At 45.6% G+C, this 26,444-nt stretch carries 33 protein-coding genes and 1 pseudogene; 17 read left to right on the top strand and 17 right to left on the bottom strand.

Annotated elements, in window-relative coordinates; translation table 11 throughout:
• Nucleotides 1-31 precede the first annotated feature (31 nt).
• From VC188_RS00170 to rodA, 5 genes are read left to right on the top strand one after another with little or no spacing between them, the layout of a single operon-like run.
• On the top strand, nt 32-1,075 hold the full coding sequence (locus VC188_RS00170) for a rod shape-determining protein (RefSeq protein WP_068319852.1): 1,044 nt from the start codon (nt 32-34) through the stop codon (nt 1,073-1,075).
• Between the two features lie 24 nt (nt 1,076-1,099).
• Nucleotides 1,100-2,035 (top strand): rod shape-determining protein MreC, encoded by a 936-nt coding sequence (gene mreC / locus VC188_RS00165; RefSeq protein WP_216155289.1) that lies wholly within the window; start codon nt 1,100-1,102, stop codon nt 2,033-2,035.
• Nucleotides 2,032-2,556: a rod shape-determining protein MreD gene (gene mreD / locus VC188_RS00160; RefSeq protein ID WP_215321165.1), complete on the top strand. Its 525-nt coding sequence runs from the start codon at nt 2,032-2,034 to the stop codon at nt 2,554-2,556. The genes mreC and mreD overlap by 4 nt, the downstream gene beginning before the upstream one ends.
• An 8-nt stretch (nt 2,557-2,564) precedes the next feature.
• Entirely contained in the window at nt 2,565-4,472 is a 1,908-nt protein-coding gene (mrdA, locus tag VC188_RS00155; RefSeq protein WP_323482656.1) for a penicillin-binding protein 2, read from the top strand.
• Nucleotides 4,454-5,605 carry a rod shape-determining protein RodA gene (gene rodA / locus VC188_RS00150; RefSeq protein WP_323482655.1) on the top strand — a complete coding sequence of 384 codons (1,152 nt, stop codon included), beginning with the start codon at nt 4,454-4,456 and terminating at the stop codon, nt 5,603-5,605. Before mrdA ends, rodA begins: the two co-directional genes overlap by 19 nt.
• Before the next feature lie 89 nt (nt 5,606-5,694).
• On the opposite strand, the gene VC188_RS00145 is transcribed toward rodA, so the two are convergent.
• Nucleotides 5,695-6,015 (bottom strand): HU family DNA-binding protein, encoded by a 321-nt coding sequence (locus VC188_RS00145; protein ID WP_011903860.1) that lies wholly within the window; start codon nt 6,013-6,015, stop codon nt 5,695-5,697.
• Between the two features lie 77 nt (nt 6,016-6,092).
• Complete coding sequence (locus VC188_RS00140; RefSeq protein ID WP_323482654.1) at nt 6,093-6,458, bottom strand: hypothetical protein; 366 nt, start codon at nt 6,456-6,458, stop codon at nt 6,093-6,095.
• A gap of 157 nt (nt 6,459-6,615) precedes the next feature.
• Between VC188_RS00140 and VC188_RS00135 the strand changes: the two genes are divergently transcribed.
• On the top strand, nt 6,616-7,512 hold the full coding sequence (locus VC188_RS00135) for an aspartyl/asparaginyl beta-hydroxylase domain-containing protein (protein WP_215322369.1): 897 nt from the start codon (nt 6,616-6,618) through the stop codon (nt 7,510-7,512).
• Nucleotides 7,513-7,527: 15 nt separating this feature from the next.
• On the opposite strand, the gene VC188_RS00130 is transcribed toward VC188_RS00135, so the two are convergent.
• A complete protein-coding gene (locus VC188_RS00130) occupies nt 7,528-7,824 on the bottom strand; it encodes a DUF167 domain-containing protein (RefSeq protein WP_215321168.1) in 297 nt (98 codons plus the stop codon).
• A gap of 22 nt (nt 7,825-7,846) precedes the next feature.
• Here VC188_RS00130 and can point away from each other — a divergent pair, with 22 nt between their 5' ends.
• From can to VC188_RS00110, 4 genes are read left to right on the top strand one after another with little or no spacing between them, the layout of a single operon-like run.
• Nucleotides 7,847-8,518, top strand: a complete 672-nt coding sequence (gene can / locus VC188_RS00125) for a carbonate dehydratase (protein ID WP_215321169.1) — start codon at nt 7,847-7,849, stop codon at nt 8,516-8,518.
• A 1-nt stretch (nt 8,519) separates the two neighbouring features.
• Nucleotides 8,520-9,419 carry a lipid A biosynthesis acyltransferase gene (locus VC188_RS00120; RefSeq protein WP_323482653.1) on the top strand — a complete coding sequence of 300 codons (900 nt, stop codon included), beginning with the start codon at nt 8,520-8,522 and terminating at the stop codon, nt 9,417-9,419.
• Nucleotides 9,420-9,444: 25 nt separating this feature from the next.
• Entirely contained in the window at nt 9,445-10,197 is a 753-nt protein-coding gene (locus tag VC188_RS00115; protein ID WP_215321171.1) for a metallophosphoesterase family protein, read from the top strand.
• A gap of 3 nt (nt 10,198-10,200) precedes the next feature.
• Nucleotides 10,201-11,619, top strand: a complete 1,419-nt coding sequence (locus tag VC188_RS00110) for a serine/threonine protein kinase (protein WP_215321172.1) — start codon at nt 10,201-10,203, stop codon at nt 11,617-11,619.
• Nucleotides 11,620-11,622: 3 nt separating this feature from the next.
• Here the strand turns inward: VC188_RS00110 and VC188_RS00105 are convergent, their stop codons facing one another.
• Entirely contained in the window at nt 11,623-12,951 is a 1,329-nt protein-coding gene (locus VC188_RS00105) for a dicarboxylate/amino acid:cation symporter (RefSeq protein WP_323482652.1), read from the bottom strand.
• Nucleotides 12,952-13,051: 100 nt separating this feature from the next.
• Between VC188_RS00105 and VC188_RS00100 the strand changes: the two genes are divergently transcribed.
• Together VC188_RS00100 and VC188_RS00095 are read left to right on the top strand one after the other, a co-directional pair.
• Nucleotides 13,052-13,789, top strand: coding sequence for a pseudouridine synthase (locus VC188_RS00100; protein WP_215321174.1), 738 nt, complete (start codon nt 13,052-13,054; stop codon nt 13,787-13,789).
• A 57-nt stretch (nt 13,790-13,846) separates the two neighbouring features.
• Nucleotides 13,847-15,475 carry a peptide chain release factor 3 gene (locus VC188_RS00095; RefSeq protein ID WP_215322370.1) on the top strand — a complete coding sequence of 543 codons (1,629 nt, stop codon included), beginning with the start codon at nt 13,847-13,849 and terminating at the stop codon, nt 15,473-15,475.
• 22 nt (nt 15,476-15,497) lie between these two features.
• Here VC188_RS00095 and VC188_RS00090 read toward each other — a convergent pair whose 3' ends face one another.
• Complete coding sequence (locus VC188_RS00090; RefSeq protein WP_215321175.1) at nt 15,498-15,743, bottom strand: hypothetical protein; 246 nt, start codon at nt 15,741-15,743, stop codon at nt 15,498-15,500.
• Between the two features lie 22 nt (nt 15,744-15,765).
• On the bottom strand, nt 15,766-15,966 hold the full coding sequence (locus VC188_RS00085) for a DUF2798 domain-containing protein (protein WP_323482822.1): 201 nt from the start codon (nt 15,964-15,966) through the stop codon (nt 15,766-15,768).
• A gap of 164 nt (nt 15,967-16,130) precedes the next feature.
• Here VC188_RS00085 and VC188_RS00080 point away from each other — a divergent pair, with 164 nt between their 5' ends.
• Nucleotides 16,131-16,313: a hypothetical protein gene (locus tag VC188_RS00080; RefSeq protein WP_072582586.1), complete on the top strand. Its 183-nt coding sequence runs from the start codon at nt 16,131-16,133 to the stop codon at nt 16,311-16,313.
• 52 nt (nt 16,314-16,365) lie between these two features.
• Here the strand turns inward: VC188_RS00080 and VC188_RS00075 are convergent, their stop codons facing one another.
• Nucleotides 16,366-17,238, bottom strand: a complete 873-nt coding sequence (locus VC188_RS00075; RefSeq protein WP_323482651.1) for a DMT family transporter — start codon at nt 17,236-17,238, stop codon at nt 16,366-16,368.
• Nucleotides 17,239-17,315: 77 nt separating this feature from the next.
• Here VC188_RS00075 and VC188_RS00070 point away from each other — a divergent pair, with 77 nt between their 5' ends.
• From VC188_RS00070 to VC188_RS00055, 4 genes are read left to right on the top strand one after another with little or no spacing between them, the layout of a single operon-like run.
• Nucleotides 17,316-17,807 carry an MOSC domain-containing protein gene (locus tag VC188_RS00070; RefSeq protein ID WP_323472404.1) on the top strand — a complete coding sequence of 164 codons (492 nt, stop codon included), beginning with the start codon at nt 17,316-17,318 and terminating at the stop codon, nt 17,805-17,807.
• Between the two features lie 13 nt (nt 17,808-17,820).
• On the top strand, nt 17,821-18,216 hold the full coding sequence (locus VC188_RS00065) for a GNAT family N-acetyltransferase (RefSeq protein ID WP_323482650.1): 396 nt from the start codon (nt 17,821-17,823) through the stop codon (nt 18,214-18,216).
• Between the two features lie 21 nt (nt 18,217-18,237).
• Nucleotides 18,238-18,882 carry a histidine phosphatase family protein gene (locus VC188_RS00060; RefSeq protein ID WP_323482649.1) on the top strand — a complete coding sequence of 215 codons (645 nt, stop codon included), beginning with the start codon at nt 18,238-18,240 and terminating at the stop codon, nt 18,880-18,882.
• 27 nt (nt 18,883-18,909) lie between these two features.
• Nucleotides 18,910-19,680: a MipA/OmpV family protein gene (locus tag VC188_RS00055; protein WP_323482648.1), complete on the top strand. Its 771-nt coding sequence runs from the start codon at nt 18,910-18,912 to the stop codon at nt 19,678-19,680.
• Between the two features lie 34 nt (nt 19,681-19,714).
• On the opposite strand, the gene VC188_RS00050 is transcribed toward VC188_RS00055, so the two are convergent.
• The 10 genes and pseudogenes from VC188_RS00050 to VC188_RS00005 form a co-directional block, all read right to left on the bottom strand.
• Nucleotides 19,715-20,449 carry a sulfite exporter TauE/SafE family protein gene (locus VC188_RS00050; RefSeq protein ID WP_323482647.1) on the bottom strand — a complete coding sequence of 245 codons (735 nt, stop codon included), beginning with the start codon at nt 20,447-20,449 and terminating at the stop codon, nt 19,715-19,717.
• Between the two features lie 35 nt (nt 20,450-20,484).
• Nucleotides 20,485-20,637 (bottom strand): hypothetical protein, encoded by a 153-nt coding sequence (locus tag VC188_RS00045; RefSeq protein ID WP_323482646.1) that lies wholly within the window; start codon nt 20,635-20,637, stop codon nt 20,485-20,487.
• Between the two features lie 44 nt (nt 20,638-20,681).
• Entirely contained in the window at nt 20,682-21,785 is a 1,104-nt protein-coding gene (locus VC188_RS00040) for a patatin-like phospholipase family protein (protein ID WP_323482645.1), read from the bottom strand.
• Between the two features lie 55 nt (nt 21,786-21,840).
• On the bottom strand, nt 21,841-22,239 hold the full coding sequence (locus VC188_RS00035) for an MAPEG family protein (RefSeq protein WP_323482644.1): 399 nt from the start codon (nt 22,237-22,239) through the stop codon (nt 21,841-21,843).
• Nucleotides 22,240-22,249: 10 nt separating this feature from the next.
• Nucleotides 22,250-22,933 (bottom strand): haloacid dehalogenase type II, encoded by a 684-nt coding sequence (locus tag VC188_RS00030; protein ID WP_323482643.1) that lies wholly within the window; start codon nt 22,931-22,933, stop codon nt 22,250-22,252.
• A gap of 37 nt (nt 22,934-22,970) precedes the next feature.
• Nucleotides 22,971-23,654 (bottom strand): DUF2461 domain-containing protein, encoded by a 684-nt coding sequence (locus VC188_RS00025; protein WP_323482642.1) that lies wholly within the window; start codon nt 23,652-23,654, stop codon nt 22,971-22,973.
• 25 nt (nt 23,655-23,679) lie between these two features.
• A complete protein-coding gene (locus VC188_RS00020; protein WP_323482641.1) occupies nt 23,680-24,111 on the bottom strand; it encodes a DUF3106 domain-containing protein in 432 nt (143 codons plus the stop codon).
• Nucleotides 24,112-24,176: 65 nt separating this feature from the next.
• Nucleotides 24,177-25,133: a sodium-dependent bicarbonate transport family permease gene (locus VC188_RS00015; protein WP_323482640.1), complete on the bottom strand. Its 957-nt coding sequence runs from the start codon at nt 25,131-25,133 to the stop codon at nt 24,177-24,179.
• Between the two features lie 56 nt (nt 25,134-25,189).
• Entirely contained in the window at nt 25,190-26,086 is an 897-nt protein-coding gene (locus tag VC188_RS00010) for a cation diffusion facilitator family transporter (RefSeq protein WP_323482639.1), read from the bottom strand.
• A 184-nt stretch (nt 26,087-26,270) separates the two neighbouring features.
• A pseudogene (locus VC188_RS00005) lies at nt 26,271-26,444 on the bottom strand (IS256 family transposase); the annotation flags it as partial.

The raw sequence follows: 26,444 nt of genomic DNA, 5'->3' as shown, positions 1-26,444 counted from the left end.
TCATTAACACTTTCTATTTTCCCACTACATCATGTTCGGTTTTTTCCGCAGCTACTTTTCCAATGACCTAGCCATCGACCTAGGAACCGCCAACACCTTAATTTATATGCGTGAGCGGGGTATTGTCCTCGATGAACCTTCGGTTGTGGCAATTCGCCAAGAAGGCGGTCCAAACGGCAAAAAGACCATTTTGGCCGTCGGCAAAGAGGCAAAAGCGATGTTGGGTCGGGTTCCAGGGAATATTGAGGCCATTCGCCCAATGAAAGATGGCGTAATTGCCGACTTCACCATCACCGAACAAATGCTCAAGCAATTTATCAAGCTTGTGCACGAAAGCAAATTACTAAAGCCTAGCCCACGCATCATCATTTGCGTTCCTTGTGGTTCTACCCAAGTTGAGCGTCGTGCGATTCGCGAATCTGCATTAGGTGCTGGCGCATCGCAAGTGTTCCTCATTGAAGAACCAATGGCAGCTGCAATTGGTTCTGGCTTGCCTGTCTCAGAAGCTGCGGGTTCGATGGTTGTAGACATCGGCGGCGGTACAACTGAAGTTGGCGTGATGTCATTAGGCGGCATGGTTTACAAAGGCTCTGTTCGTGTTGGTGGCGATAAGTTTGATGAAGCGATTACCAATTACATTCGTCGTAACTACGGGATGTTGATTGGCGAACAAACTGCTGAACTGATTAAGAAAACAATTGGCTCCGCTTTCCCTGGCGCTGAAGTGCGCGAGATGGAAGTTAAAGGTCGCAATCTTTCTGAGGGTATTCCACGTAGCTTCACTGTTACAAGCAATGAAATTCTGGAAGCGTTGACTGATCCATTGAATCAAATCGTGACTGCGGTAAAAGCAGCTCTCGAGCAAATTCCACCAGAGTTGGCGTCCGATATTGCTGAACGCGGCATGATGCTTACTGGCGGCGGAGCCTTATTGCGCGACCTCGATCGCCTCTTGCTTGAAGAAACTGGTTTGCCAATTCATGTGGCAGAAGATCCCTTAACTTGCGTGGCTCGTGGTTGCGGTATCGCACTCGAGCGCATGGATAAGTTAGGCGGAGTGTTCTCGCACGAGTAAGCGACATACACGTCGACCAGGGAATTGCAACATAGCGCTCCACCACTTTTCAGACAGGGCATTCCGGCCTTACTTAAACTGATTGTCTGTCTGTCGATCAGCATCGCTCTGATGCTGATCGATTTTCGTTTCAAAGCACTCGACCCCATTCGCAATAATGTCAACTGGATTTTGCGTCCTCTTGAATATGTGATGATGGCACCGCGTAACGCCTTCGAAGCAACATCAGAATATTTCACCACCCGATCAACTCTTGATCAAGAAAACCAAGTAATGAAAGTACGTCAAGCAGAGCTTTCTTTGCTGGCAAATCAATCTGAATTTTTGATGGTGGAAAACCAAAACCTGCGCGAGCTTATGACTTTGCAAAAACAGGTTCCATTCAAAACATTACCGGTAGAAATTCTATTTAATCCACCCAATCCAATCTCGCAGCGCATCGTAATCAATCGTGGCAGCAATGATGGCCTAAAGCTTGGCAATCCGATTGCCAATGATTCTGGCATTTTGGGTCAAGTGGTTCGCCTCTATGAGCGCTCTGCCGAGGTTTCCCTGCTGGAAGACCGTGATTTTGCGGTTCCAGTTCAAGTGGCCCGCAACGGCCTTCGTGCGGCTGTATTTGGCGCGGGGCGTGGCAATCCATTGGAGCTACGCTATTTACCGGTAGCCAGCGATTTGGAGGTTGGCGATATTTTGCTGACCTCGGGCATTGATGGCGTTTACCCCCCAGGGTTTGCAGTAGCAGTGATTAGCAAAATAGAGCGCAATGTTGATAAGAACTCTTCTAACGTCTTTTGTGTTCCCGTTGCGGCAGTAAATCGCTATCGTCAAGCGCTTGCACTGTTGTACGATCCGCAACTTGATGCCAAAGCGGCAACTGTGAATAGCAAATCCACTTCTGGTGCACCACTAAGCAATACACCCGGCAGACGCCAAACGCGTGCGCGAGGTATGCAATGATCGATTTCCAGAGCGGCTATATTCTGCGCCCGGTAAATCCGGTCTTCATTTATTTCAGCTTATTTTGTGCGCTGCTATTAAACCTATTGCCCATTGGTAATTACGGTTGGGTGCCAGATTGGTTAATCCTGTGTATTGTGTTTTGGAACATTCATCAACATCGCTATGTCAGCGTCATCACCGCCTTCATTTTGGGCTTGATGATCGATGTACATAATTCCGATTTATTAGGATTGCACGCCTTTAGTTATTCCCTAGTCGCCTACCTTGCTATCTCATGGCACAGGCGCATTGTGGCTCTCACCGTTCTTTCGCAAGCCCTACACCTACTTCCCATTTTCTTATTGGTATCGCTATTTCCTGTGCTCGCCCATTGGCTGCTCAGCGGTGAGCTCTATTGGTGGGCTTTAACTGGCGCAATCCAGGCTTTGATTGAAGCGATGCTTTGGCCGCTAGCCACTCGCATCTTGCTTGCGCCGCAACGTCGCCCTATAGATGTTGATCACAATCGACCCCTTTAAGAGGCGGTATGGTTTCTTTTAAAAAACCCGATCTCGACTCCTTTCAAGAGCGCATTCATATTGCGACTCTATTTGTCACATTTTGCTTTTTACTACTCATCACCCGTCTTGTATGGCTACAACTAGTAAGCCACGGGAAATACGCACTTCTGGCTGAAAGCAATCGCATTGCCCTGGTTCCGGCGCCGGCAAATCGCGGACTCATTATTGATCGCAATGGCATCGTGATTGGTCGAAATTATTCTGCCCTTACATTGGATGTGAATGCTGAAGAAGTCAAAGGAAACGTAGATCAGCTCATCAATGAGCTTTCTGAAATCGTTGCTATTTCGCCCCGGGATCGTCGCAACTTCAAGCGTTCCCTAGAAGATTCTCGCAATATGGGCACTTTCCCCCTGCGATCCATGCTCAACGAGACCGAAACTGCACGGTTTATGGCCAATCGCTATCGCTTTCCTGGGGTAGAAATCCGGGCCAGAAGCTTTCGGGAGTATCCATATAACGAATTGGCCTCCCACCTGATTGGCTATATTGGCCGCGTTTCGCAACGCGACAAAGAGCGCATGCAGACTGAAATTGAGGGCGCCAAGGCCGATGATCCCGATGCTTTGCAGGCTTCTTTTTTGCCGGGCATTCAATACGTTGGAAAGATTGGCCTGGAACAAAGTTATGAAAATGTTTTACGTGGCGTGCCTGGTTACGATCAAGTAGAAATTACTGCGGGCGGCAAACCAGTGCGCACGCTTTCTAGCGCACCATCAGTTCCGGGCAAAAATGTAGTTCTCTCAGTTGACATCAAGCTCCAATATTTAGTTGAGCAACTGTATGGAAATTTCCGCGGTGCATTTGTGGCTATTGAACCAGCGACAGGTGATGTATTGGCTTTTGTCTCTAAGCCCAACTTCAACCCGAATGATTTTGTGGAAGGCATTGATTCGGTGACTTGGAAAGAGTTGAATGACTCTCCACAGAAGCCGCTCTATAACCGCCCACTGAAAGGAATCTATCCACCCGGATCTACTTACAAACCTTTCATGGCATTAGCAGCTTTAGAAAATAAAAAGCGCACTCCATCACAAACAATTTCGGATCCTGGCTACTTTGACTTTGGCAACCACACCTTCCGGGATGATAAAAAAGGTGGTCACGGAATAGTCGATATGCAAAAGTCGATTGTTGAATCTTGTGACACGTATTACTACATGCTTGCCCGAGACATGGGCGTAAACATGATTGCTGATTTTATGAAGCCATTGGGCTTTGGTCAAATTACTGGCATTGATTTACAAGGCGAAGCAAGGGGTGTTTTGCCATCTACCGAGTGGAAGAAAAATACTTTCAAAAAACCTGAGCAGCAAAAATGGTACGAGGGTGAAACTATTTCCCTGGGTATTGGACAGGGTTACAACGCTTTCACAATTTTGCAATTAGCCCATGCCATGGCAAACGTAGCTAATAACGGAATTGTGATGAAGCCCCACTTAGTCAAAGCCATTGAAGATCCATTTACTCGCAACAGAGTACTGACAACTCCAAAAGAAAGTTATCGCATCGATCTCAATGCTGAGAATATTGAAGTGATTAAGAAGGCCATGGTCGAGGTTAATAACTCCGGCACATCTGCCGCAGCATTTAAAGGCACTGGATATCAAGTGGGTGGGAAAACTGGAACTGCGCAGGTATTTAGCTTGAACTCCAAAGATTACAAGCATGGATCCACAGCAGAATTTTTGCGCGACCATGCCTTGTATATCGCATTTGCTCCAGCGGATAAACCAACCATTGTGATTGCAATGGTTGTAGAGAACGCAGGCTTCGGCGCACAGTATGCTGCTCCGATTGCACGTCAAGCATTGGACTACTACATTGAGGGCAAGTGGCCCAAGGAGGTTCCTGAATGGAAAAGAGCCCCTTAATCAAAGTTAAAGTATTTTTCTCCAGCATCTTCGCTGGTTTAGACCGTCAGCTAGGCCTTATTCTGCTTGGCTTAGCGGCTGTTGGCTTTTGTACTTTTTTATCTGCAAGTCAAAATACTCCCGTACAAATTACAGATGAATTGCGCAACCTCGCACTCTCGTTTTTAGTGATGTGGATCGTTTCACGTATTCCACCTAAGTGGTTGGAGATGGGTGCAGTTTGGATTTATGGATTTGGTGTTGCCCTCTTAATAGCAGTAGCCGCATTCGGACTCATTAAAAAGGGTGCTCGTCGCTGGCTCAATATTGGAGTTGTCATTCAGCCATCGGAGATCATGAAGATTGCAATGCCACTGATGCTTGCTTGGTACTTTCAAAAGCGAGAAGGCATTCAAAAATCTTGGGACTATGGTATTGCTACTGTGATCTTAGCGATACCCGTTTTTTTAATTGCACGCCAACCGGACCTGGGAACGGCGCTACTCGTTTTTGCGGCAGGACTATACGTCATCATCTTGGCGGGCCTACCGTGGAAATGGATACTGCCGTTTGTTGGCTTGGGTGTTATTGGTATTTTGTTAATCATTATTTTTAGCGGCACTATTTGTGCCCATGATGTAGTGTGGCCATTTGTGCACGACTATCAAAAGCATCGCATATGCACTCTGCTAGATCCGACTAGCGACCCACTTGGAAAGGGCTTTCATACCATTCAATCCATGATTGCAATTGGCTCTGGCGGATTCTTTGGCAAAGGTTGGTTCCAAGGAACGCAAGCACATCTAGAATTTATTCCAGAAAAACATACTGACTTTGTCTTTGCAGTTTTCTCTGAGGAATTTGGCTTATTGGGTAATCTGATATTGATTGCCTTGTTCTTCGCGCTCATTAAAAGAGGTTTAGCGATCTCGGCGAGCGGGCCAAACTTATTTACGCGTCTCTTAGGTGCGTCAGTGACTTTAATTTTCTTTACCTATGCATTTGTCAACATTGGCATGGTGAGTGGTCTCTTGCCAGTAGTTGGTGTGCCACTTCCATTTATTAGTTATGGTGGCACTGCATTAGTGACACTTGGCTTTGGCGCAGGGATATTAATGAGCATCCATCGTCACCGTCGTTTAGTGCAAAGCTAACTCAGCTTAGTGTTGCATCTGATTGATTGAGATTTTTGAAGGAATAAAAAAGCCCGGCATGCCGGGCTTTTTTATCAACAAAGGAAGAATTACTTCTTACGCTTGTTAACTGAATCTTTAAATGCTTTACCAGCAGAAAACTTAACAGTTTTTGCAGCAGCAATTTTGAGTGGCTCGCCAGTTTTTGGGTTACGACCCATACGTGCTGCACGTTTGCCAGAAGCAAAAGTACCAAAGCCGATCAGTTGTACTGAGTCACCTTTAGTAACAGCTTTGATAATTGTGTCGATTGCAGAATTCAATGCGAATTCAGCTTTGGCTTTAGAAATCTCCGCGTCGTCAGCAATCGCTGCGATTAGTTCGGCTTTGTTCAAGTGAAGCTCCTTATAGATATTGATGTCAGCGCACATTACGCTTACATGATTTTAACCACAAAAAATTACAAAAATAAAGTTGCGTTACAGCAATTTTTTACTACGACTACAAATTACTCATCCAAAACAGTAATATCAGAAACAAAATACTCGGTATCGCCAAAACAGGTAGTTGGCAAACCAATGTGTTGCTCATACTTTAGGGCCACCTTTTTACCTAAATTAGCATTGATTTTTTGCGCCACAGCATCTTCGCGCACAGTAAAGAAGAATTTTTCTGACATCGTGCCCGGCATAGAAACCATGGCTAATTCGCCTTCCCAAGTTTTGCATACGTAACCGCGATTAGAGAATTTCTGGACATACCCTGCACGATCACCACTGCCATAGCTCCAAGTTAGCATTCCCCATGTATAGACTGAAATACCCACTAACCCAATTAAAACAAGGCTTAAGAGCCACTTTATAAAGCTATTCATAAGATCATCCTTAGTAAAACTCCACATAAACCCTAGGCCGGTTTTCAAACCCTCTGCTTGAAGTATATGAGCATCCAAGCATAAGAAATAGTCAATTTAGATCTGATATACAAATTAAAATATTAATAATTACCTCACTTAGACAAAACTCATGGAAATTCGCCACATCATCTTTTTTATTTTTATTGCATCGGCCGTTTACGTCTATTTCAGAGGAAAGATTCGTTTTGGAGTCGTTAGATCCCTTACCGACTACCAAGTGCTTTTGGCTCCCGTAAATGCACTTTTGTATTTATTTTCAAAAGTAAAACCTGGTGCTTTTATTCCAGTAAGCCAATTTCCTGAAATGCAGCCCATCCAAGATAACTGGGAAATGATTCGACAAGAAGCGCTTTCACTGCAGGAAGGTGGCTCTATTGCTGCGGCAACTGGATACAACGATATTGGCTTTAACTCCTTTTTTCGCACTGGATGGAAGCGTTTTCACCTCTGCTGGTATGGAAAAGAAGTGCCCTCGGCCCAAGCAGGTTGCCCCAAAACGGTTGCACTGCTTAAATCAATACCCTCGGTCAAGGCTGCCATGTTCGCCTCTCTGCCGCCTGGAGCAACGCTGGTGCGCCATCGTGACCCCTATGCAGGCTCCTTGCGCTATCACATTGGCCTAGCGACTCCCAACGATCCCAAATGTTTTATTGATGTGGATGGAGAGCGTTATTTCTGGAAAGATGGCGAAGCGGTCATGTTTGATGAAACTTACATTCATTTCGCTGCCAATGAAACAGATCAGCAAAGAATCATCTTATTTTGCGATGTCGAACGCCCGGTTCACACTAAGGCAGTCGCTCTATTTAATCGCTGGTTTGGGCGGTATGTCATGAGCGCTGCATCATCTCAAAATGTTGAAGGCGAGAAAATAGGCTTTGTAAATATTCTGTTTACCTATTTTTACCATCTCCGCGCACAAGCCAAAAAGCTCAAAGCAAAACATCGCTCAGTTTATTACGTAGGTAAGTGGGTGCTTATTTTGGGAATCTTATGGGCAATATTTTGGTAAGCGCCGACCTTTAAATCAAGGGCTCAACAACTGCACAATTTGCTCGGGACTAATAGGCCCCCAAATTTCTACTCGTTTCTTGCGGCTATTCTGGCCAGAAACGAATTGAATTTGTTTTTGAGGCACTCTTAATTGCTTAGAAAGCCAGGCTAATAAGAGCTCGTTAGCCTTATTTTCTAAGGCAGGTGCCTGTAAAGAAATCTTTAAGCAACCATCATGCAGGCCAACGACCTTGGTCACCTTGGCTCCTGGCTGGCAATGTAAATTTAAGGTAATTCCGGTGGGGGTTTGTTTTAACCAATTGGGCATCATTAAAGTACTTTAAACTGAAAGCATGACGATGAAGAATTCTCAAGCGCTAGAACAGCTATTTGCCAATAATCGTACCTGGGCCGAAAGCATGGTGGCGGAAGATGCCAATTTCTTTAAGCGCCTCGTTTCTCAACAAGCCCCTGAATATCTATGGATTGGTTGCTCCGATAGTCGAGTGCCAGCGAATGAAATCGTGAACCTACTACCTGGTGAATTATTCGTTCACCGAAATGTTGCAAATGTAGTTGTTCACACCGATTTAAATTGTTTATCCGTTATCCAATTTGCGATTGACCTTCTCAAGGTCAAACACATCCTGGTAGTCGGCCACTATGGTTGCTCAGGCGTCCATGCAGCACTAACTGATAAACGCATAGGCCTTGCAGATAACTGGTTGCGTCACGTTAAGGATGTGCATCAAAAACATGGGCGGTATTTAGGCGAGACTATTCCAACCCCTAAGCGTCAAGATCGCCTTTGCGAACTCAATGTCATTGAGCAAGTAGTTAACGTATGCGAAACAACCATCGTGCAAGATGCTTGGGCACGCGGGCAAGATCTCACTGTTCATGGCTGGGCTTATCGCCTTGAAACTGGCCTAGTAAATGATTTGGGAATGTCAAGTAGCTCTATTGAAGAAATGGCAGAGCGCTATGCTAAATCCGTAAAGCGTTACGAATCAGAGCAAAACTAATTTGCTGAAGTCTTTCTCCAATCAAGTAGTCGTCGTTCTACTCAAGCTGCTTACCCTTTTGCCATACAGGCTTCTGGTTGCGCTGGGCTACGGCCTTGGATATATTGCGGCTCGAATTCCAAGCGATAGAAGTCGAGTGGTCAAAACAAATCTCCATTTATGCTTTCCAAGCTTAAGTCCGGCTGAAATCGACGGTCTTGCCAAAGAGCATTGGCGCTTGCTTGGGCGTAGTCTGGTAGAGAAAAGCATTATCTGGTGCGGCAGCTCTAAACAACTGAGCAATATGATTGAGGTGAAATCAGCGGTTGACCTCTCAAGCAAAAAACCGCGCATCTTAGTAAACATGCATTTCACAGGGATTGAGGGCAGCATTATTTTGAGCGCGCTCTCCAAAACAAAACATTGGCCGCGCACTTCAGGATTTTTTCAGAGAATGAAGAATCCATTCTTTAACAAACGAATTGTCGAATGGCGTAATCGCTTTGGCGGGAATTCAATTGATCGCCAAGGCAACGCAAAGGCGATCATCCGAGAAATTCGCAACGGGGACTTCATCATCATTGCGCCGGATCTTGATTTAGGTCTTAAGGATTCTGAATTTGTACCATTTTTTGGAATTCAAACAAATACCATCACCACCATTTCTCGCTTAGCAAAAATTACTGGCGCAGACGTATGCTTAATGACCACCACATTAAAAGCAGATGAGTCAGGTTACCTTTGCGAAATTGGGAAGCCTTTAGAGAATTTTCCTGGGGCAGACCCCAAGTCAGACACCGCACGCCTTAATCAATGCTTTGAGGAAGAAATTCGACTTCGGCCGGCGGAATACTACTGGGTTCACAAGCGCTTTAAAAATCGCCCAGATAATGGTCCGAGCCCCTATAACCCTTCTAACTAGGGGCCTTTTGTCCTATCATTAAGAGATGACTGAACGTATTGGGCTATTTGCCGATCTCCACAGCAATTTAGAAGCTTTTGATGCCTGCATGGCTCGCGCCGAGGAACTTGGCGTTACTCGCATGGTGTTTCTGGGTGATCTCGTGGGTTATAACGCTGATCCTGTTGCGCTGCTTGAACGCGTTGCCGCGCTCGTAGAAAACAAAAAAGCGATTGCCATTCTTGGCAACCATGATGAGGCTGTTTTTAAAGATAGCCGCAATCAAATGAACGCCAGTGCCAATGCCGCCATTGAGTGGACTAAATCTCAACTAAATAATGACCATGTAGGCTTCCTTAAAAATCTTCCTCTGATGGTTCAAGAAGATCAGATTTGTTTTGTGCATGCCTCCGCTTACAATCCAGCAGAGTGGAATTACATTACTGACAGCATGAGTGCATGGCGTTGTGTACAAAGCTCTGGGAAAAACTACACTTTTGTTGGTCATGCGCATGAGCAAGCGCTTTTTTATCAAAGCGCTGTTGGGAAACTCATTCGATTTGCACCACACCCTGGTGATGAAATTCCGGTACTACCTCATCGCCAATGGGTAGGTGTTGTCGGCTCTCTTGGTCAGCCCAGAGATGGCAATCCAGAAGCCTGCTTTGCTGTTTTTGAGCCCGCTTCAGAAGTACTTACATTTCATCGTACGCCCTACGATCACTATACTGCCGCAGAGAAAGTACGTCGCGCTGGCCTGCCAGAAGACCTGGCAAACCGCCTCATCACTGGCAAATAAACAATGCCAATCAATACCGACATTCAAGCAGTAGACGATATATTTCAAGAAGGCAAAGTAGTAGATGGATTTGTCTTAGGCAAGGAAGTTCACCGCGGTGGAATGGCTAGTCTTTTTTCAGCAACTAAAGAGGGAATAAATGTCCCTATCTTGCTAAAAATCCCGCGTGTTGGCAGAGATCAACCGGTTGAAAGTTTGATTGGCTTTGAAACCGAACTCACCATCCTGCGGTCCCTAAAAAGTCCTTATGTTCCTCAATATTTAGGTTCGGGCAATATGGCCACGCGTCCTTATATTGCAATGGAAAGGGTTGGGGGCCGGCCATTAGAGGATTACATCAAAGAAGGCAAGGTATTTACGATTGATGAGGTAGTGCGCATTGGCGCAGATTTGGCGCAAGCCGTTCAATCACTTCACTCGCAGGACGCCATTCATCTCGACGTCAAACCTGAAAATATTTTGATTGATGAGAAGGGAAAGTTAACGCTCATTGATTTTGGTTTGTCGCACCACGCTCGATACCCAGACTTGCTTGCAGAAGAGATGCGAAAAGGTATCGGCTCTGCACCTTATATTTCTCCTGAACAAGTAGCCGGTATTCGCTCTGATTCGCGAAGTGATATTTTTTCTATTGGCGTGATCATGTACGAGCTGCTGACTGGCGAACTGCCATTTGGCAACCCCCAAACAATGAGTGGTCTACGCAAACGGATGTGGGCAGAGCCCTTTCCACCACGCGCTATTCGCAGAGAAATTCCTCGCTGGTTACAAGAGGTAGTACTGAGATGTCTAGAGCCACGCGCTGCCGATCGCTATCAAAGCGCTGCGCGATTACGTCAAGTATTGCGAGACCCCGAGGGCGTTACGCTCACCGAACGCGCCGACCGCGTTGAGCCACCTAGCTTTTGGGAAAACCTCAAAGGTATGTTCAAAGCCGCTGGTTACGAGCCCTCTCCCAGCCCCCGGCCTAGTATGGGCAGCCTTGATGCACCCCTCATGATTGCTGCGATAGATACACGTCAATCCGATGAAGCTCTGCGTGAGCGCATGCAAATTACGGCAAAAAATTTATTACAGGCCCATCCTGAAAGTCGCCTAATTTGCTTGAGCACGATTGCCAGCACACCAACCTATGAAGGCAATCATGAAAGTCAAACAGCTAGCGGCATCGTCCGCGGCCACTTAGTACAGCTGATGGAGTGGGCTAAGCCACTCAAATTACCGCCCGAAAGAATTTCCTATCATGTACTTGAGGCACTTGATCCCGCCTCTCGAATCGTTGAATTTGCCAAAGACAATGATGCCTCCCTCATTTTAATTGGAGCATCACATAAGCTACCTAATAAGGTAACGCCTTGGAGAACCTCAATGACCAAAATCGTCGAAGAGGCTCCCTGTAGCGTTCACATTGTGCGCACTTAATTCTCAGCGCATTTTGTCCTGCTTTTGATCTAAGATTAGTTCCGGCTCTTGTGCCTCAATCCAATTGTCGCGATTTAGCACACTAGTTAATTGCTTTTGGTCTAGCTCGCCAGTCCACTTGGCAACCACAATCGTAGCCACACCATTGCCAACTAAATTCGTCAGCGCTCGTGCTTCAGACATAAAGCGGTCGATGCCCAAGATGATGGCTAAACCAGCAACAGGAACATCTCCGACAGCAGAAAGAGTAGCTGCCAAAACGATAAAACCACTACCAGTAACACCCGCTGCACCTTTAGACGTCAGCAACAGCACCAGCAAGAGTGTGACCTCCTGCATGAGTGTCATTGGCGTATTGGTTGCTTGTGCGATAAATACTGCGGCCATTGTTAGATAAATAGAAGTACCGTCTAAGTTGAATGAATAACCCGTTGGAATAACGAGGCCAACACAAGTTTTCTTGGCGCCCAACAGCTCCATTTTTTCCATCATGCGTGGCAAGACGGATTCGGATGATGAAGTACCTAAAACAATTAACAACTCTTCTTTAATGTAGCGCACGAATTTAAAAATATTGAACCCATTAATTCGCGCGATGATTCCTAAGACAATGAACACAAAGAGCAGGCAGGTTAAATAAAACGCGCCCATGAGTTTGCCCAAAGAGAACAAGGAGACTATGCCGTATTTGCCAATAGTGAATGACATTGCGCCGAATGCGCCAATAGGCGCGAACTTCATAATCACACCAATCATGTCAAAAAGAACATGGGATGTTTTTTCAATTAAGTCGAACACCATAGTTCCACGACCACCGAACTTATGCAATGCAAATCCAAACAAGATTGCAATAAAAAGGACCTGCAAAATTTCACCCTTAGCAAATGCATCAACCGCACTGCTCGGGATAATATTCATTAAGAAATCCGTAGTAGTGCCCATTTTTCCGGGCCCGGTATACGCAACAATTCCTTTGGTGTCTAAGCTTGCTGGATCGATGTTCATGCCAGCGCCAGGCTGAAGCACATTTACCACAACCAAGCCGACCATCAAAGCAATCGTGCTCACAATCTCAAAGTACAACAGTGCTAGCCCACCAGTTTTGCCTACCTTCTTCATGTCTTCCATGCCGGCAATACCGAGAACCACCGTACAAAAAATAATGGGGGCAATTAACATCTTGATGCCTTTAATAAAGGCATCTCCAAATGGTTTCATTTCCGTACCCAAGCTTGGGTAAAAGTGGCCCAGTAGAACGCCAATTACAACAGCTGTAAGTACTTGAAAATAAAGGATTTTATAGATTGGTGGTTTTTTTAATGCAACAGTCATTTGGTCATCTTTTATTAAATTATGAGCAGGCGTTTTTATTTCGTCTGCCCTCATATTAACTCCAGGCCAGTATTTAGCGCTGATACCGGATAATGCAAGCATGGAAGAAAAAGTACGCGTCTCAAAATTACTCTCTGAGCTTGGCCTTTGCTCCCGTCGTGAAGCGGATTCATATATTGAGCAAGGCTTAGTCACAGTAGATGGCGAAGTGGTGAATGAATTAGGTGTTCGCGCCTACCGTCATCAAAAAATTGAGTTGCAATCTGGCGCCAAAGCACAGCAAGCCTCTCGCATTACCGTCATTCTAAATAAACCCGTTGGCTATATTTCTCACTATGACGATGAGCAGGAATATCAACCGGCGGCTTCTTTGATTACCCCTGAAAACTACTTTGCCAGCCCGCTTGATAGAGGTAGAAGTCCTCGCTTTAACACGAAAGGGCTAGCACCGGCAGGCAGGCTAGATATTGACTCTACGGGCATGCTAGTTCTAACTCAAGATGGCCGCATTGCCAAATTATTGATTGGTGAAAACAGCCCAATCGAAAAAGAATATTTAGTGCGCGTAGAGGGGGCTCTCTCTTTTGAAGATTTAGATCGCTTAAAACATGGTCTCTCTCTTGATGGGGTAGAACTCAAACCTGCACAGGTTAGCTGGCAGAATGAAGATCAGCTTCGCTTTGTGTTGCGTGAAGGTCGTAAGCGCCAAATTCGTCGAATGTGTGAGATGGTGGGCCTCAAAGTGATAGGCCTCAAACGCGTCAGAATGGGTCGCATCTCATTGGGGCCGCTTCCTCCCGGGCAATGGCGCTACGTAGGGGCTCATGAGCAGTTCTGAAGCACCTTGGCACGCTTATAATGGCCTCCGAACCTAGATACTCAACGCAGAATTATCATCGAAACTCTTACCTCCAGCACTCCAGGCGTAGAAGTACTTAGACGTCGCAGCTTTGCGATCATCTCCCACCCAGATGCGGGTAAAACTACGCTTACAGAAAAGTTACTGCTGTATGCGGGAGCCATTCAGATCGCAGGAAGTGTTAAAGCACGCAAAGCCAGCCGTCATGCAACATCTGACTGGATGGAAATTGAAAAGCAGCGCGGCATCTCTGTAGCAAGCTCGGTGATGCAAATGGAATACCGCGATTGCGTCATTAATTTATTAGATACGCCAGGCCACCAAGACTTCTCCGAGGACACCTATCGTGTGTTGACTGCGGTCGACTCCGCTCTCATGGTGATTGATGCGGCCAATGGTGTTGAATCTCAAACATTGCGCTTGCTTGAAGTTTGCCGTGCACGCAATACACCTATCGTGACATTCATTAATAAGATGGACCGCGAAGTTAAGCCTCCAATGGAATTAATGGATGAGATTGAAACTGCGCTTGGCATAGAAGTAGTGCCCTTCACTTGGCCAGTTGGCATGGGTAAATCCTTTGCTGGAGTGATTGATATCGCCCATGCTCGTATGCGCATGTTCAAAGCAGGTGAAGATCGCGTGACCGAAGACTCACATGCAGTAGTTGCTATAAATGATCCAGCCCTTAAAGAGCGTCTGGGCACAGACTTAGAAAATGCCCTGGCTGAAGTGGATCTGATCAAAGAAGCAATGCCAGCCTTTGATCTCGAAGCCTTTCTAGCTGGCCGCCAGTCACCGGTCTTCTTTGGTTCAGCCATCAACAATTTTGGTGTGCGCGAAATTCTCAATACATTGGTTGAGCTTGCACCATCGCCAGGCTCACGTAAAGCCTTGCAACGTGAGGTCAGCCCTGCCGAGAACAAGTTCTCAGCGGTTGTATTCAAGATTCAGGCCAACATGGATCCCGCACATCGTGACCGTGTAGCTTTTTTACGCATCTGTTCTGGCCATTTTCAGCGCGGTATGAAACTCAAGATTTGTCGCAACGGCAAAGAAGTTCGAACGAATAATGCGCTCTCTTTCTTATCGCAAAGACGCGATATTTTGGATGAGGCCTTTCCAGGCGACATCATTGGCTTGCCAAATCATGGTTTGCTGCGCTTGGGTGACACCTTAACCGAAGGTGAGCAATTGCAATTTACGGGGCTCCCATTCTTTGCACCAGAAATTTTCCGCATGGTTGAATCTGCCGACCCTTTGCGCTCTAAGCAACTGCGTACTGGACTCATGCAATTGGGTGAAGAGGGCGCTATTCAGGTCTTTAGGCCAATGGCTGGGGGCACCATGCTACTTGGCGCCTTTGGTCAACTTCAATTTGAGGTGGTAAGCCATCGCCTCCAAACTGAATACGGTGCAGAAGTGCGTCTTCTACCTGCCCGCTATAGCCTGGCTCGCTGGGTTAGCTCAGACGATCCTGTGGCCCTGAAAAAATTTACCCAAGAAAATATCCACCGTATGGCAGAAGACGTGGTGGGCGCATCCGTTTTCTTGGCATCACATAAATCAGAACTGGATGTTGCCCAACAACGTTGGGAGTCTATTCAATTCCATGCCCTCAGAGAGCATGCTGGCTTAATTTATCAATCCGATTTGGCAGGCTAATTCGTCCAGCGGTTGTACTAAATTAGCGTGTTGTTTTGCAATCAAAAACGACAACTAACTGCGTATCACTACTTCTAAACGAGGCAATCTTGCCGTACTGCGCACAATAGGCGCCGGCCTTCTGAGTTAATTGCTCAATTGATTCACCACTACTATTTAGAAAAGTAACGTGATTAGAATCTGATGCATCGGTATATACCGCAGCACAAGCGCTCAAAATAGATGCGCAACATATAGTCAAAATAGAAGACTTCATCAATACATTCATTTAATCATTCCTCATCTGTAAGCTAGAGCTTATTGAGCTCCAGCACCTTCATAATCTTTGCAGTGATTTTGCTAGCAAATGGCCTGTAAATCAGAATACAAACAATGGCCACTGGGTAAGCTACTGACCAAACTTCAAACCATACCCAGAAGAAATTTTCTGCAAGGCCAATACGAACAAATGTAGTAGCAAGCGTAATGCTTGAGGACATTAAGAATCCCATAACCAGGGCAAAAATGAGATTGGGTAGGCTGATCATGGCTACATCATAGCTTCTAGACTTGTTAACTGTTATTCTGGACTATGATCACTATTGTGCGCCCTAGACAGGGGAATCTCTTGCGAAAGTCATTGAGATTCATCATTCCATTACCCTAGGAAAACTCCATGGCTGTAGGCCAAAATCAAAGAACCAGAAAAAATGACTCTATGCTCACCAAAACGGGAAAAGCGCGCTTAGGCCCCCTGAATACCGCTCAACTTACTAAGTTACTAGAATCGAGCACCAAACCCAAAGAGAAAAGCAAAATCTTGCGCGCACTCAGCAAACACAAAGTTGTTGCCGCATAATTAAATAGCCCCGTTTAATCGGGGCTTTTTAATTTCATGGTTACAAATAAAACTACGCTCTTTTTACCAACATTCTTTTCCCAAGGATGACAGTAGACACAACCAATATAGCAAAGATTAAATTCATCGCCGTGAGTGAATCGCCCAACAAAATACTTGCTGCTACTAAAGTGCAAAACGGCTGAATTAGCTGCACTTGACTGACGCGTGCAATGCCACCAATCGCAAGTCCCTCATACCAAAAAAAGAAGCCAAGAAACATGGGGAATAAACTTAGATAGACAAAGCTAGTCCATGCCACGGCATCCGCATGAATATATTCTGGGCTATAAGTGAACCAAGTCATTACAATATTCAGCGGCAAGGAAATGACCAAGGCCCAAGAAATGACCGCGCGTGGATTCATTTTTCTGGAGAGTTCGCCGCCCTCTACATAACCAATGCAAGCGCTAATCCCGCCAAGCACTAAAAGGCCATCAATATACGTAAAGCTGCCGGAACTCTTTAATAGAGCGTACAGAATGACCAGCCCCGCACCCAATAAAGATACCAGCCAAAACCCCAGGGAAGGCCGCTCTTTAAAGCGCAGCACGCCAATAACGGTAGTAGCAAGCGGCATCATCCCTAAAATCACTGCCCCATGTGACGATGAGCCTTGAGTCATAGCGACGGTGGTAAATATGGGAAAACCAAATACGACGCCCAAAGCTATGACAACAAATTTGACAAAATCTACTTTAGTTGGTGTGCGCTCTTTTTTGTACGCAAGATAGACTAGTGCAACCAACCCCGCTAAGGTTGCTCTGCCAAAAGCAATGAAATACGGGTTAAAGCTTAAAACAGCAATCTTACTTACTGGTAGCGTTAAGCTAAAAATTAGAATGCCAATAAAGCCAATCAGCATTCCCTTACTTTCTTTATTCACCGTTGCCCTTTGTCTTGTGTTGTATTTATTGTATTAACAATCATCAAAGCATGAGTTGTAATATGTAAACACTCCTTATGAAATTCAACGCCTATATTCAAGCCATCTATCTAGCAGCGTCTGCTGGCAAGCAGATGCGATCCGTCAGCACTGCCAAAGTCATAGTTGGCAGTGGCCTTGAAGGTGACCGTTATGCACTAGGTACGGGCGCCTATTCAGCCATCGAGCCAACTAAAGTGCGTCACGTCAGTATCATCGCCCTATCTGCTATCGATACAGCAAATGATTGGTTAACAGCTGGAGATGAACCGACTTTTGATGGCTCTGAAACACGCCGTAATATTGCACTTGCAGGAATTACGGCATCTGAACTCAATGCGCTCGTGGGCCAACGATTTCAGCTAGGTGACATTCAACTACTTGGCACAGAACTATGCACCCCCTGTGAAAGACCGGCGCAATTACTCGGCAAACCAAGTTTCATGGAGGCATTCGAAGGGCGCGGCGGCATTCGGGCCGAAGTTTTAAATTCTGGAGCTCTTGCTGTGGGTGATAAGCTCTTCGCATGAGAAGAGGAATGACATGATTCAATATCGCGACAACGCCACGATTACTGTGGAGCAAGCCATCGATCTTTACAAGCGCTCCACCCTTGGGGAGCGACGCCCTATTCATAATGTTCAAACATTTGAGGACATGCTCAAGAATGCCAACCTCACCATTACCGCATGGGACGGCGAAGCTTTGGTGGGCATTTCGCGTTCGCTAACCGACTTTTCTTATGTGACTTACCTTGCGGATTTAGCCGTTGATGAAAAATATCAACGCTCTGGAATTGGCAAGCAACTCATTGAGGAAACCAAAGCGCGCCTTGGTCCTGAATGCATGATCGTACTTTTAGCAGCGCCTAAAGCAAATGAATATTATGGGCATATTGGCTTTGAACACAATCCACGCGCCTGGACTCTCAAAAAGTAATTCAGTCTTTATCATTGCCATATGACTATTACTAGATTTTGCTTAGTTCGCCATGGTGAAACTGACTGGAATGCCGCACGACGCCTTCAAGGCCATACTGATATTGGCCTCAATGCCAGGGGCTTAGCTCAGGCAGGGCAAATGGCGCGCGCCCTCAAAAATATGGAGCTTCAATTTGATGTTCTATATACCAGCGATCTTCAACGAGCAGCAAAGACTGCACAAGCGATTGAAGTTATATTCGAAACCTCTGCGATACCCAATGCCGGGCTCAGAGAGCGTCATCTTGGCGCTCTACAGGGACTCACTATCGATGAAGCCTCGATAAGTGAGCCAGAACTTTGGAAATCTCATCTCAGCAGAAATATTGAGGAGAACTTACGTGATGGCGAAAGCATTCAACAATTTGCAGATCGAATTAAAACTGCGCTTGTGGAAATCTGCGAAGAACATTCAGGTAAAACTATTTTGCTGGTCAGCCATGGGGGTGCCTTGGATATGATGTACAGAATTGCGAGCAATCAAGCCCTGGATGCAGAAAAGGCCGTTACCGTACCTAACGCCTCTCTCAATTGGATCAGTCATGATGGACTTGCCTGGAAGGTGAATAAGTGGGCAGATACGAGCCACCTTCAGGATTTGGCCCTAGATAATCTAGACCTCTAGTGGCCCGTAAGGGCTTATGATGCGTACATGAAATCGATTTTTCGCATAACGGTTCTTTTAATTGCCACTGCAATCCATATTCCCGCCTACGCGTTGGATGATATTCCGGATGCGCTTCCGGATCGCATCGTTGGCGATATCGGTGCGGCCGTTTATACCTCTAATTTACATATTGGCACCGAAGGGACTCAATCCTTAGCTCTGCCCTATGCCTTTTTTGACTATCAGCGTTTTTTCGCTCGCATTGATGAAGTGGGCATTAAGACTTTCAAGATGGGTTACGGCTATTTTGAAGTAATCGGAAAAATTAATTTAGACACCTACAAAGTAAAGTCGTCAATCAATGGCAACTCTATCAACCGAAGCGACCCAATACCCCTTGGCCTAGGAACTTTTCAAGAGACGCCGATTGGGGGATTTTTTGTTAATGCCTATCATGACTTCGGCAAATCAAAAGGAGCGCTTTATGAATTTTTATACTTCGCCGAAATTGAAACCTATAAAAAAGTAATCATCTATCCGCAAATTGGTATAGAACGACAGTCAAGTCAATATGCTAATTACTACTATGGCATCAGCTCTGGGGAGTCGGCAGCTACTGGTTATGTGGCTTATAGCGCCCCCGCAACAAGCAATCTTCTAGCGGGGCTCATGGTAGAGATTCCAGTAGTGGATAACTGGTACATCAATCTGTATGGCAAACGCAAATGGATGGGTGGCGGAATTAATAATAGCCCAGTCATGAATCGCTCATTCCAAGACAATGTCTTTATGGCACTTGCGTATCGCTTTAAGTAAGAAGATAGAAGCTGGCTTACTCTAGATGGCGACTTTAGAAAGACATGGCCAAGATCGACAAGCCTGAAATTAACATCACCAGCTCCATCAGCAGCAAAAATTTCTTTTCCGGTAACGCCAGAACAATTTTCTTAGAAAAGATCGAGCCCACCAAAACACAGCCTCCAATAAGAAGCCCCTGAATGATTGCGGTTACATTGAGAAAGCCTAGCTGATGAAATGTAATTCCCTTGGTAAACAGAATAGATAGGGTGCTTGCCGCCTCTATTCCCAAGAAGGCGCCCTTCGTGAGGCCGTAGGCTAAAAAGAAGGGGGTGTTGATAGCGCCAGTAGTCGCAACAATCCCAGTCAAATAGCCAATAACAGCCCCAACCAGGGCCATCTGCCAAAGTTTTAGATAAAAATTTTGGTTGCGCATCCAGCGACGAATCGGAATTAACGCGATTAAAAATATTCCTAAAGTTATTTCAATTAATCGCTCATTAAGTTGTACGAGCATATTCACGCCCAATATCGTGAATGGTATTGCAGCTAGACTATATACAAAACATACACGCCATTGAATTACGTTCCACCACAAAAAAATGCGAGATAGATTGGCTACGGTGGCAACCAAAGCTATGACGGGAATTGCCTGAATGGGCCCATAAAAATAGACCAAAGCGGGCATCAATATGATGGTGGTACCAAAACCAATGACGCCGCCTAAAACCCCAGCGCCCAGGCCCAGCGAACCGAGGACTAAGGCCTGAAGAATCAGGTCAGACAAAGTCGCCCATCTGGATTAAATTTTGTATTGGCATATTAACGTCCTTGACAAGCCAAAGGCATTTCCCACATAGGCTTGCCTTGGCTGAAATCACAATTCACTCCGTCTGGAGAGGTGGTGCTGGCAAGGCAACCGCTCAAGACGAGAGCAAATAAAGTCACAGTCAAAGCTAGGAATATTTTGTTCATTTGCGGTGCCTCACTGGAAATACAGTTTTATAAATAATTTTGTATTAGGCCCAAAATGCTTTCATCATTGCAACATCAGCAATGCCCCTATCGTTTCCATACTTCAAATAGGGCGCAATCCATTTTGGATCAAGAAGATTCTCTACCTTAGATAAACCAGGCGGAAGACCAACAACAATGTGCTTGGTCTTTGTGCCACTGCCCTCCAAATCCTTCACCTCTTGATTAATCGTATTGGGCAGAGAAGATAAACGCAATCCCTGCTTTTGCTCATTGATCGTTCCATCGCCCAAAGAAATCACAATGGCTCGTTTAACGCCGGCAATAACATCGCTATGCGTGCTACTTTGGCTCATGCCGCCATCCATACATAACCTATCTTTTATGAATGTAGGACCAACCTGGCCTGGTGCTGAAGAGCTTGCGGCACAAGCAACGTTAATAGGAACATTATCGGCTTTTGACACAACAATACGCTGTCCCGTAAAGCAATCAATAGCCGTAGTAAACATTCCATCTGAAGGCCAAGCAGAAGCCGTTAGCAGCTTCTTCATTACCTTGTAGTGATTGGCTACACCATCAGGATTGAACGAAGCCATCGCAGCTTTGCCGATGCGCTGAATAGATGCAAGCGATCCATCACGTACCGTCAACTCGGCACGCTGCGCCCTTAATTGAGAGTCATTAAATTTCAATGCTGGCATCATTTCTGCAAGCAATTTTGGGAAGTCTGCAAAAAGATCTATCTCGTCTACAAGGCGCCACAAGTGTCCAGATGTCAGCATTGCACCAAAGATTGAGCCTGCCGAAGTGCCAACCACAACATCTGCACCACTCAAATCTACGCCAGCCTTCTTAAGCGCATTGCAATACCCGGCATACCAAGCAATCAATGGAGTTCCGCCACCGCCCAACGCCAAACCTCGCTCCTTCCCTTGCGCAAACGGATTCTTAAATGGAGCTGGATGAACCAAACCATCATTCCAACTCGCCGTAGATTCAACATCTTTTTTAGCTGCCAAGGCCTCAACTTCGGCGATGGTTTTTGGTGACAAACTTTGGACCTGGGCTAAAGCTTGTGTACTGGCAACTGCCGCGATGCCAACAGCGGAAGTTTTTAAGAAATTGCGGCGTGATGATGCAGTCATATATTCTCCATAAGTAATACTCGATTTATAGCGGGCCCTTAGAGCAAAGAACCACTTAGACAACAAGCCTGTAGAGAGACCATCCCAAGTTCAATACAACCAATGCAATGAGCGTGAAAAAAGTGAATTTCATTCCAAGCACACGCTTGCTGAAATCTGGCGGTGGAGTATTCATGCCTTTTGCATGAATCAAACGCCCAATGATGAGTGAGACGCCTGGAATAGCTACCAACCACCAGGGGGCGCCATTTAACTCAAGACAAGCAATTAAGATAACTCCCAAAGGAATGTATTCAGCAAAATTTGCCTGGGTACGAATAGCCCTCTCAAGATCTTCGTGACCACCACTTCCTAGACCAACCTTATTTTTTCTTCTTAAGCCAATGACCGCAAAAGAGAGCCTGATAAAAATGATTGTTAGGATGGCGACAATGATGGATGTAATTAAAAGCATTCATATGTCCTTAGATAACTTCTAATACCTTGCTTAAAGAATTGCCTTCATAGTTTGGTTTTTCACCAATCTCCTCAAAAGGGTGACCAAGACGATTGACCCAAAATACATCAAAGCCATACCACTTTGCAGCTAGAGCATCCCAAGCATTGCTCGATACAAAGAGAATTTCTTCTTTCTTGACAGGAAATGCCTTTAATAGCAATTCATAGGCCTGTGGGGCCGTTTTAAATAAGCGCACATCCTCGATAGTGACAACTTTATCCAGGTAAGGCTTCAAGCTATTACTCTCAACTACGGTTGCCAACATTTCTCTGCTGCCGTTAGACAAAATCGCAGTAGAGATTCCTTTCTGTTTTATTGTTTTGAGGACATTAAGACTATCTTCAAAGCCAGTGAGCTTGGCATACTGGTCCATCAGTCGCTTTTCGTATTCTGGGGTGAGATTTAGGTTCATACGCTTACAGACATACCGCAATGAGCGAATGGTTAGCTCCCAAAATGGGAGATAGTGCGAACTGCCATTGGGATTGGGATCACTCATCGTCACCAAGCGGGTGTATTCAATTTGGCGATCGCGCCACATTAAAGCAAAGGCCTGCCCATGACCTGGAAATAATTCTTCTGCCAACTGCCCCATGGAATACACATCAAATAACGTGCCATAGGCATCAAAAGCGATTAGCTTATACATGTGTTTCTTACTTTCTAGTATGAATTTCTATTGTCATTTAATCAGAAAATTTAGCCAACGCATGCCACCCAAAACTGAGAAGGGGAAGCATATCTTTAGCAAAACCAGTGACTTCTTTAATTAACTCTTTAGAGCAAATCGTTGATCTGGGCAACTGCTTTCTAATAATCCAGCCTTTGAGTTTGATTGCTAGCTCAACCTCTGGCGGGACATCATTAAAGCCCCTCGGAATTCGGGCCAATGTGTTGGAATAATCCAGCTCATAGCCTTTTCTTTTTAGAGCCTTCTCAAGAGATAGCCAGGCCTTAGGGTTATCTAAAATTCCCTGTCTGAGCTTTTTTAGATTATGGGCTTCTGGCTGTAAATAACCTGCGGCGCATCTACTGCCCAGGGGGTCTAAACGAAAATACAGAACACCCGGGGAGTGCTTGTCGCCTGTTCGCGTAAAGAGCCCGCTGGCATGCATGTTGTAAGGATGTTTTGCCTTTGAAAACCGAGCGTCTCGATTAATTCTAAAGAGGGATTTTTTGGGATCGCCCCACAACGGTATATCTTTATTTGCGAGACTCTCAGACAGGGCGTTGGTAAAGCACTTCATCGGTTCGCGCACAAACTCTTCATATTCCGAGCGATGCTCAGAAAACCAAACTCTAGTTTGATTATCGGTAAGCTCTTCAAGAAATTTGAAAGCCTTAGGACTAAATCCAATAAAGTCGCTCATTAAAGTAGGGACGAGAATACCAAGTCTAGCCTGGTTGCTTGAACCACTTCTGCTTTTCTTCAGGGCTCATATTTTCCCATTTGGCTCTTCGGGCCTTCATTTCTGCCTGCTCTTCTGGTGTTAAACCATCAAAGAAAGCTTTTCTCTCGGCTTTCATTTTTTCTTTTTGTTCAGGAGTGGTGGATTGCCATTGCGCTTTCATTTTTTCCTGAACCAGCTTGCGATCTTCAGGGCTTAAGGTCTTCATTTGATCGCGCCTCTGATGCCAATACACTTTGCGCTCTTCTGGTGTTGCTTTCAGCAATGCAGCATCTATTTGCTTCATCTGCTCAAAGCGCTGATCAAAGGTGAGATTGATATTAGCCAAAGGATTTGGTGGCTCAGGGATAGCGGCACCAGCGAAGGAAATCACAGAAGCACTAAATAGCGCTCCAACTACCCATTTTTTAGAACTCATCGCCTCATCTCCTGCTGGTTATGAACCATTCTAATCCCGGTCAGGACAGAGTCAACCGGCCCTATCTAGTAAGTTAGACCCGCAATATAAGCGTAAAGCGGAATCCCCAAAATGATATTGAAGGGGAAAGTAATTCCCAACGACATTCCCATATATAAAGCGGGGTTTACTTCCGGAAGTGCGTGTCTTAATACGGCTGGTACAGCAATATAAGAAGCGCTGGCAGCAAGCACCATCAATAGGACGGTATCGCCCAATGGCAAGCCCAATAACTTGCAAAGTGCCAATGCAATAGATGCATGAACCAAAGGAGCGCCGATTGCATAAAGCAAAGTAATGGGTGGCTTACCCTTTAATCCCTCAAAGTTCTTAGCCGCCATCAAACCCATGTCGAGCAAGAAGAAGGCCAGCATTCCCTTGAACAAATCGATTGAAAATGGGGCCATTATTTTTTGCCCGCTGTCGCCACTGACTAAGCCAACCATCATCGAGCCCAAAAGCAGTAGTTGTGCGCCATCAGTAAATGACTCATGAAGAATCTTTGACATGCCTGTGGACTGCGTCGAATTAGTAGCTGATGACCTCGCTTTATTCGCCAACAAAATTGCCAGAATGATTGCCGGCGACTCCATCAAAGCCATAGCGGCCGCCATGTGTCCACCAAACGCAATGCCATATTGATCAAGTGCTTGTGTCGCAGTAATAAACGTAACGGCACTAACCGAACCATAAGTAGCTGCAATGGCTGCTGCATCATAGTTATTGAGTTTGGCTCTTAAAACCATATATCCCATGAGAGGAATGATGGTTGCCAAAAATACTGCGAGCCCAAGCGCCAAACCTATCTCAAGAGTAAATCCTGATTTATGCAGAGCAAAGCCGCCCTTCAAACCCAACGCCATCAATAGATAGAGCGATAAAAACCTAGCAATGGGCTGAGGAATTTCTAGATTGGACTTAACAGCACCAGCAAAAGCACCAAAGACAAAAAAGAGAATTGCTGGATCCAAAAAATTATTCATATCAATATCTTAGGTAATTTTAGAAGTTCTTGTATTAGCCCTACAGTGCCTGAGGGCTATACAGGATCGATATGCGTCATGACATTGAGTACCGGCAATTGCTTCTTGATTTCATTGCCCGCGTTTAAAGCAATGTCGTGCCCAACCTTGACGGTAGCATTGGCATCCACATCGATATGGACGTCTACCAAAATCATATCGCCCATCTTGCGAGTACGCAGATCATGAAAGCCTCTAACGCCAACGGTAGATTTAATGATGTCCTCTATCTGACGATGCTCTTCCTCTGATACTGCCCTATCCATTAAGTCATGCAGTGCATCCCAACCAAACTTCCAACCCATTTTTGCCACCATTAAGCCAACCACTAAAGCACCAATAGCGTCAAAGATTGGGTGCCCAAATAGAGCGCCAACAATACCAATAGAAACGACTAATGAAGAAGCTGCGTCAGATCTGGCATGCCAAGCATTGGCTACCAACATCGAAGATCGCACACGCTGAGCTACTGCCAGCATGTATCTAAAAAGCAGCTCCTTTGCAACCAAAGAGGCCAACGCAACATACAAAGCTAGGATTTGAATTTGTCCGGCCGCCACTGGATTGATAATCTTTTCCCCGGCCTTAAAAAGCATGCCCGCACCAACAGCCAATAAAGAGATTCCTAAAAATAGAGAAGCGGCAGTTTCGTATCGTTGATGGCCATAGCGGTGATCTTCATCCGCATCTTTAGCGCTATGGTGATTGGCAAAAAGCACTACAAAGTCTGCAACTAAATCTGTCGCGGAGTGAATACCATCCGCAATCAAGCCCTGAGAGCCAGACACAATACCCGCAAATACTTGAGAAACTGTCAGGCCGATATTAACCAGGACGCTGACCAATGTGCTCTTCTTCGCGGCCTGTTGCTTGGCAGGCGTTTGTGATTCGTGATCTTCTATCTCTTTATCCATTTGCCCATGCTACCAAGTATTTATGAAATATTGGCATATATGTGTGCTGCAGAACACTTCAATTGAAATAAAGCTTATAAAGTGAACCGAGGAATGGTCAAGCAGACATTAGAGGATGCGATAAGTAAGAAGTTTTTCTGCTTTCCAGACCCTGTAAATATTTCTGTGTAAGTTCACCGCGGGGCTATTGGTGAGCGCTGATGCGTTCACCAAATTCTATATCAAATCGATTGAGCGCTGCTCTCCAGTTCCGAATCGGCATCGTCCATCTCTTTGATGCTTGCAAGATGGCCAAGTAAATCACTTTAGTTGCCGCTGTGTCGTTAGGGAATAACTTTCTACGCTTGGTGGCAGACCG

The sequence above is a fragment of the Polynucleobacter sp. MG-28-Ekke-A2 genome, from assembly GCF_035012985.1.
Lineage (GTDB): Bacteria > Pseudomonadota > Gammaproteobacteria > Burkholderiales > Burkholderiaceae > Polynucleobacter.
This window is presented reverse-complemented; position numbering and strand designations above follow the sequence as displayed.

Excerpts from the sequence above, each read along its gene's own strand:
- VC188_RS00170 (WP_068319852.1), top strand. The coding sequence starts at position 32 with ATGTTCGGTTTTTTCCGCAGCTACTTTTCCAATGACCTAGCCATCGAC.
- mreD (WP_215321165.1), top strand. The coding sequence starts at position 2,032 with ATGATCGATTTCCAGAGCGGCTATATTCTGCGCCCGGTAAATCCGGTC.
- mrdA (WP_323482656.1), top strand. The coding sequence starts at position 2,565 with ATGGTTTCTTTTAAAAAACCCGATCTCGACTCCTTTCAAGAGCGCATT.
- rodA (WP_323482655.1), top strand. The coding sequence starts at position 4,454 with ATGGAAAAGAGCCCCTTAATCAAAGTTAAAGTATTTTTCTCCAGCATC.
- VC188_RS00145 (WP_011903860.1), bottom strand. The coding sequence starts at position 6,015 with ATGTGCGCTGACATCAATATCTATAAGGAGCTTCACTTGAACAAAGCC.
- VC188_RS00140 (WP_323482654.1), bottom strand. The coding sequence starts at position 6,458 with ATGAATAGCTTTATAAAGTGGCTCTTAAGCCTTGTTTTAATTGGGTTA.
- VC188_RS00130 (WP_215321168.1), bottom strand. The coding sequence starts at position 7,824 with ATGATGCCCAATTGGTTAAAACAAACCCCCACCGGAATTACCTTAAAT.
- can (WP_215321169.1), top strand. The coding sequence starts at position 7,847 with ATGACGATGAAGAATTCTCAAGCGCTAGAACAGCTATTTGCCAATAAT.
- VC188_RS00115 (WP_215321171.1), top strand. The coding sequence starts at position 9,445 with ATGACTGAACGTATTGGGCTATTTGCCGATCTCCACAGCAATTTAGAA.
- VC188_RS00110 (WP_215321172.1), top strand. The coding sequence starts at position 10,201 with ATGCCAATCAATACCGACATTCAAGCAGTAGACGATATATTTCAAGAA.
- VC188_RS00105 (WP_323482652.1), bottom strand. The coding sequence starts at position 12,951 with ATGACTGTTGCATTAAAAAAACCACCAATCTATAAAATCCTTTATTTT.
- VC188_RS00100 (WP_215321174.1), top strand. The coding sequence starts at position 13,052 with ATGGAAGAAAAAGTACGCGTCTCAAAATTACTCTCTGAGCTTGGCCTT.
- VC188_RS00090 (WP_215321175.1), bottom strand. The coding sequence starts at position 15,743 with ATGAATGTATTGATGAAGTCTTCTATTTTGACTATATGTTGCGCATCT.
- VC188_RS00085 (WP_323482822.1), bottom strand. The coding sequence starts at position 15,966 with ATGGGATTCTTAATGTCCTCAAGCATTACGCTTGCTACTACATTTGTT.
- VC188_RS00080 (WP_072582586.1), top strand. The coding sequence starts at position 16,131 with ATGGCTGTAGGCCAAAATCAAAGAACCAGAAAAAATGACTCTATGCTC.
- VC188_RS00070 (WP_323472404.1), top strand. The coding sequence starts at position 17,316 with ATGAAATTCAACGCCTATATTCAAGCCATCTATCTAGCAGCGTCTGCT.
- VC188_RS00065 (WP_323482650.1), top strand. The coding sequence starts at position 17,821 with ATGATTCAATATCGCGACAACGCCACGATTACTGTGGAGCAAGCCATC.
- VC188_RS00060 (WP_323482649.1), top strand. The coding sequence starts at position 18,238 with ATGACTATTACTAGATTTTGCTTAGTTCGCCATGGTGAAACTGACTGG.
- VC188_RS00055 (WP_323482648.1), top strand. The coding sequence starts at position 18,910 with ATGAAATCGATTTTTCGCATAACGGTTCTTTTAATTGCCACTGCAATC.
- VC188_RS00045 (WP_323482646.1), bottom strand. The coding sequence starts at position 20,637 with ATGAACAAAATATTCCTAGCTTTGACTGTGACTTTATTTGCTCTCGTC.
- VC188_RS00040 (WP_323482645.1), bottom strand. The coding sequence starts at position 21,785 with ATGACTGCATCATCACGCCGCAATTTCTTAAAAACTTCCGCTGTTGGC.
- VC188_RS00035 (WP_323482644.1), bottom strand. The coding sequence starts at position 22,239 with ATGCTTTTAATTACATCCATCATTGTCGCCATCCTAACAATCATTTTT.
- VC188_RS00030 (WP_323482643.1), bottom strand. The coding sequence starts at position 22,933 with ATGTATAAGCTAATCGCTTTTGATGCCTATGGCACGTTATTTGATGTG.
- VC188_RS00025 (WP_323482642.1), bottom strand. The coding sequence starts at position 23,654 with ATGAGCGACTTTATTGGATTTAGTCCTAAGGCTTTCAAATTTCTTGAA.
- VC188_RS00020 (WP_323482641.1), bottom strand. The coding sequence starts at position 24,111 with ATGAGTTCTAAAAAATGGGTAGTTGGAGCGCTATTTAGTGCTTCTGTG.
- VC188_RS00015 (WP_323482640.1), bottom strand. The coding sequence starts at position 25,133 with ATGAATAATTTTTTGGATCCAGCAATTCTCTTTTTTGTCTTTGGTGCT.
- VC188_RS00010 (WP_323482639.1), bottom strand. The coding sequence starts at position 26,086 with ATGGATAAAGAGATAGAAGATCACGAATCACAAACGCCTGCCAAGCAA.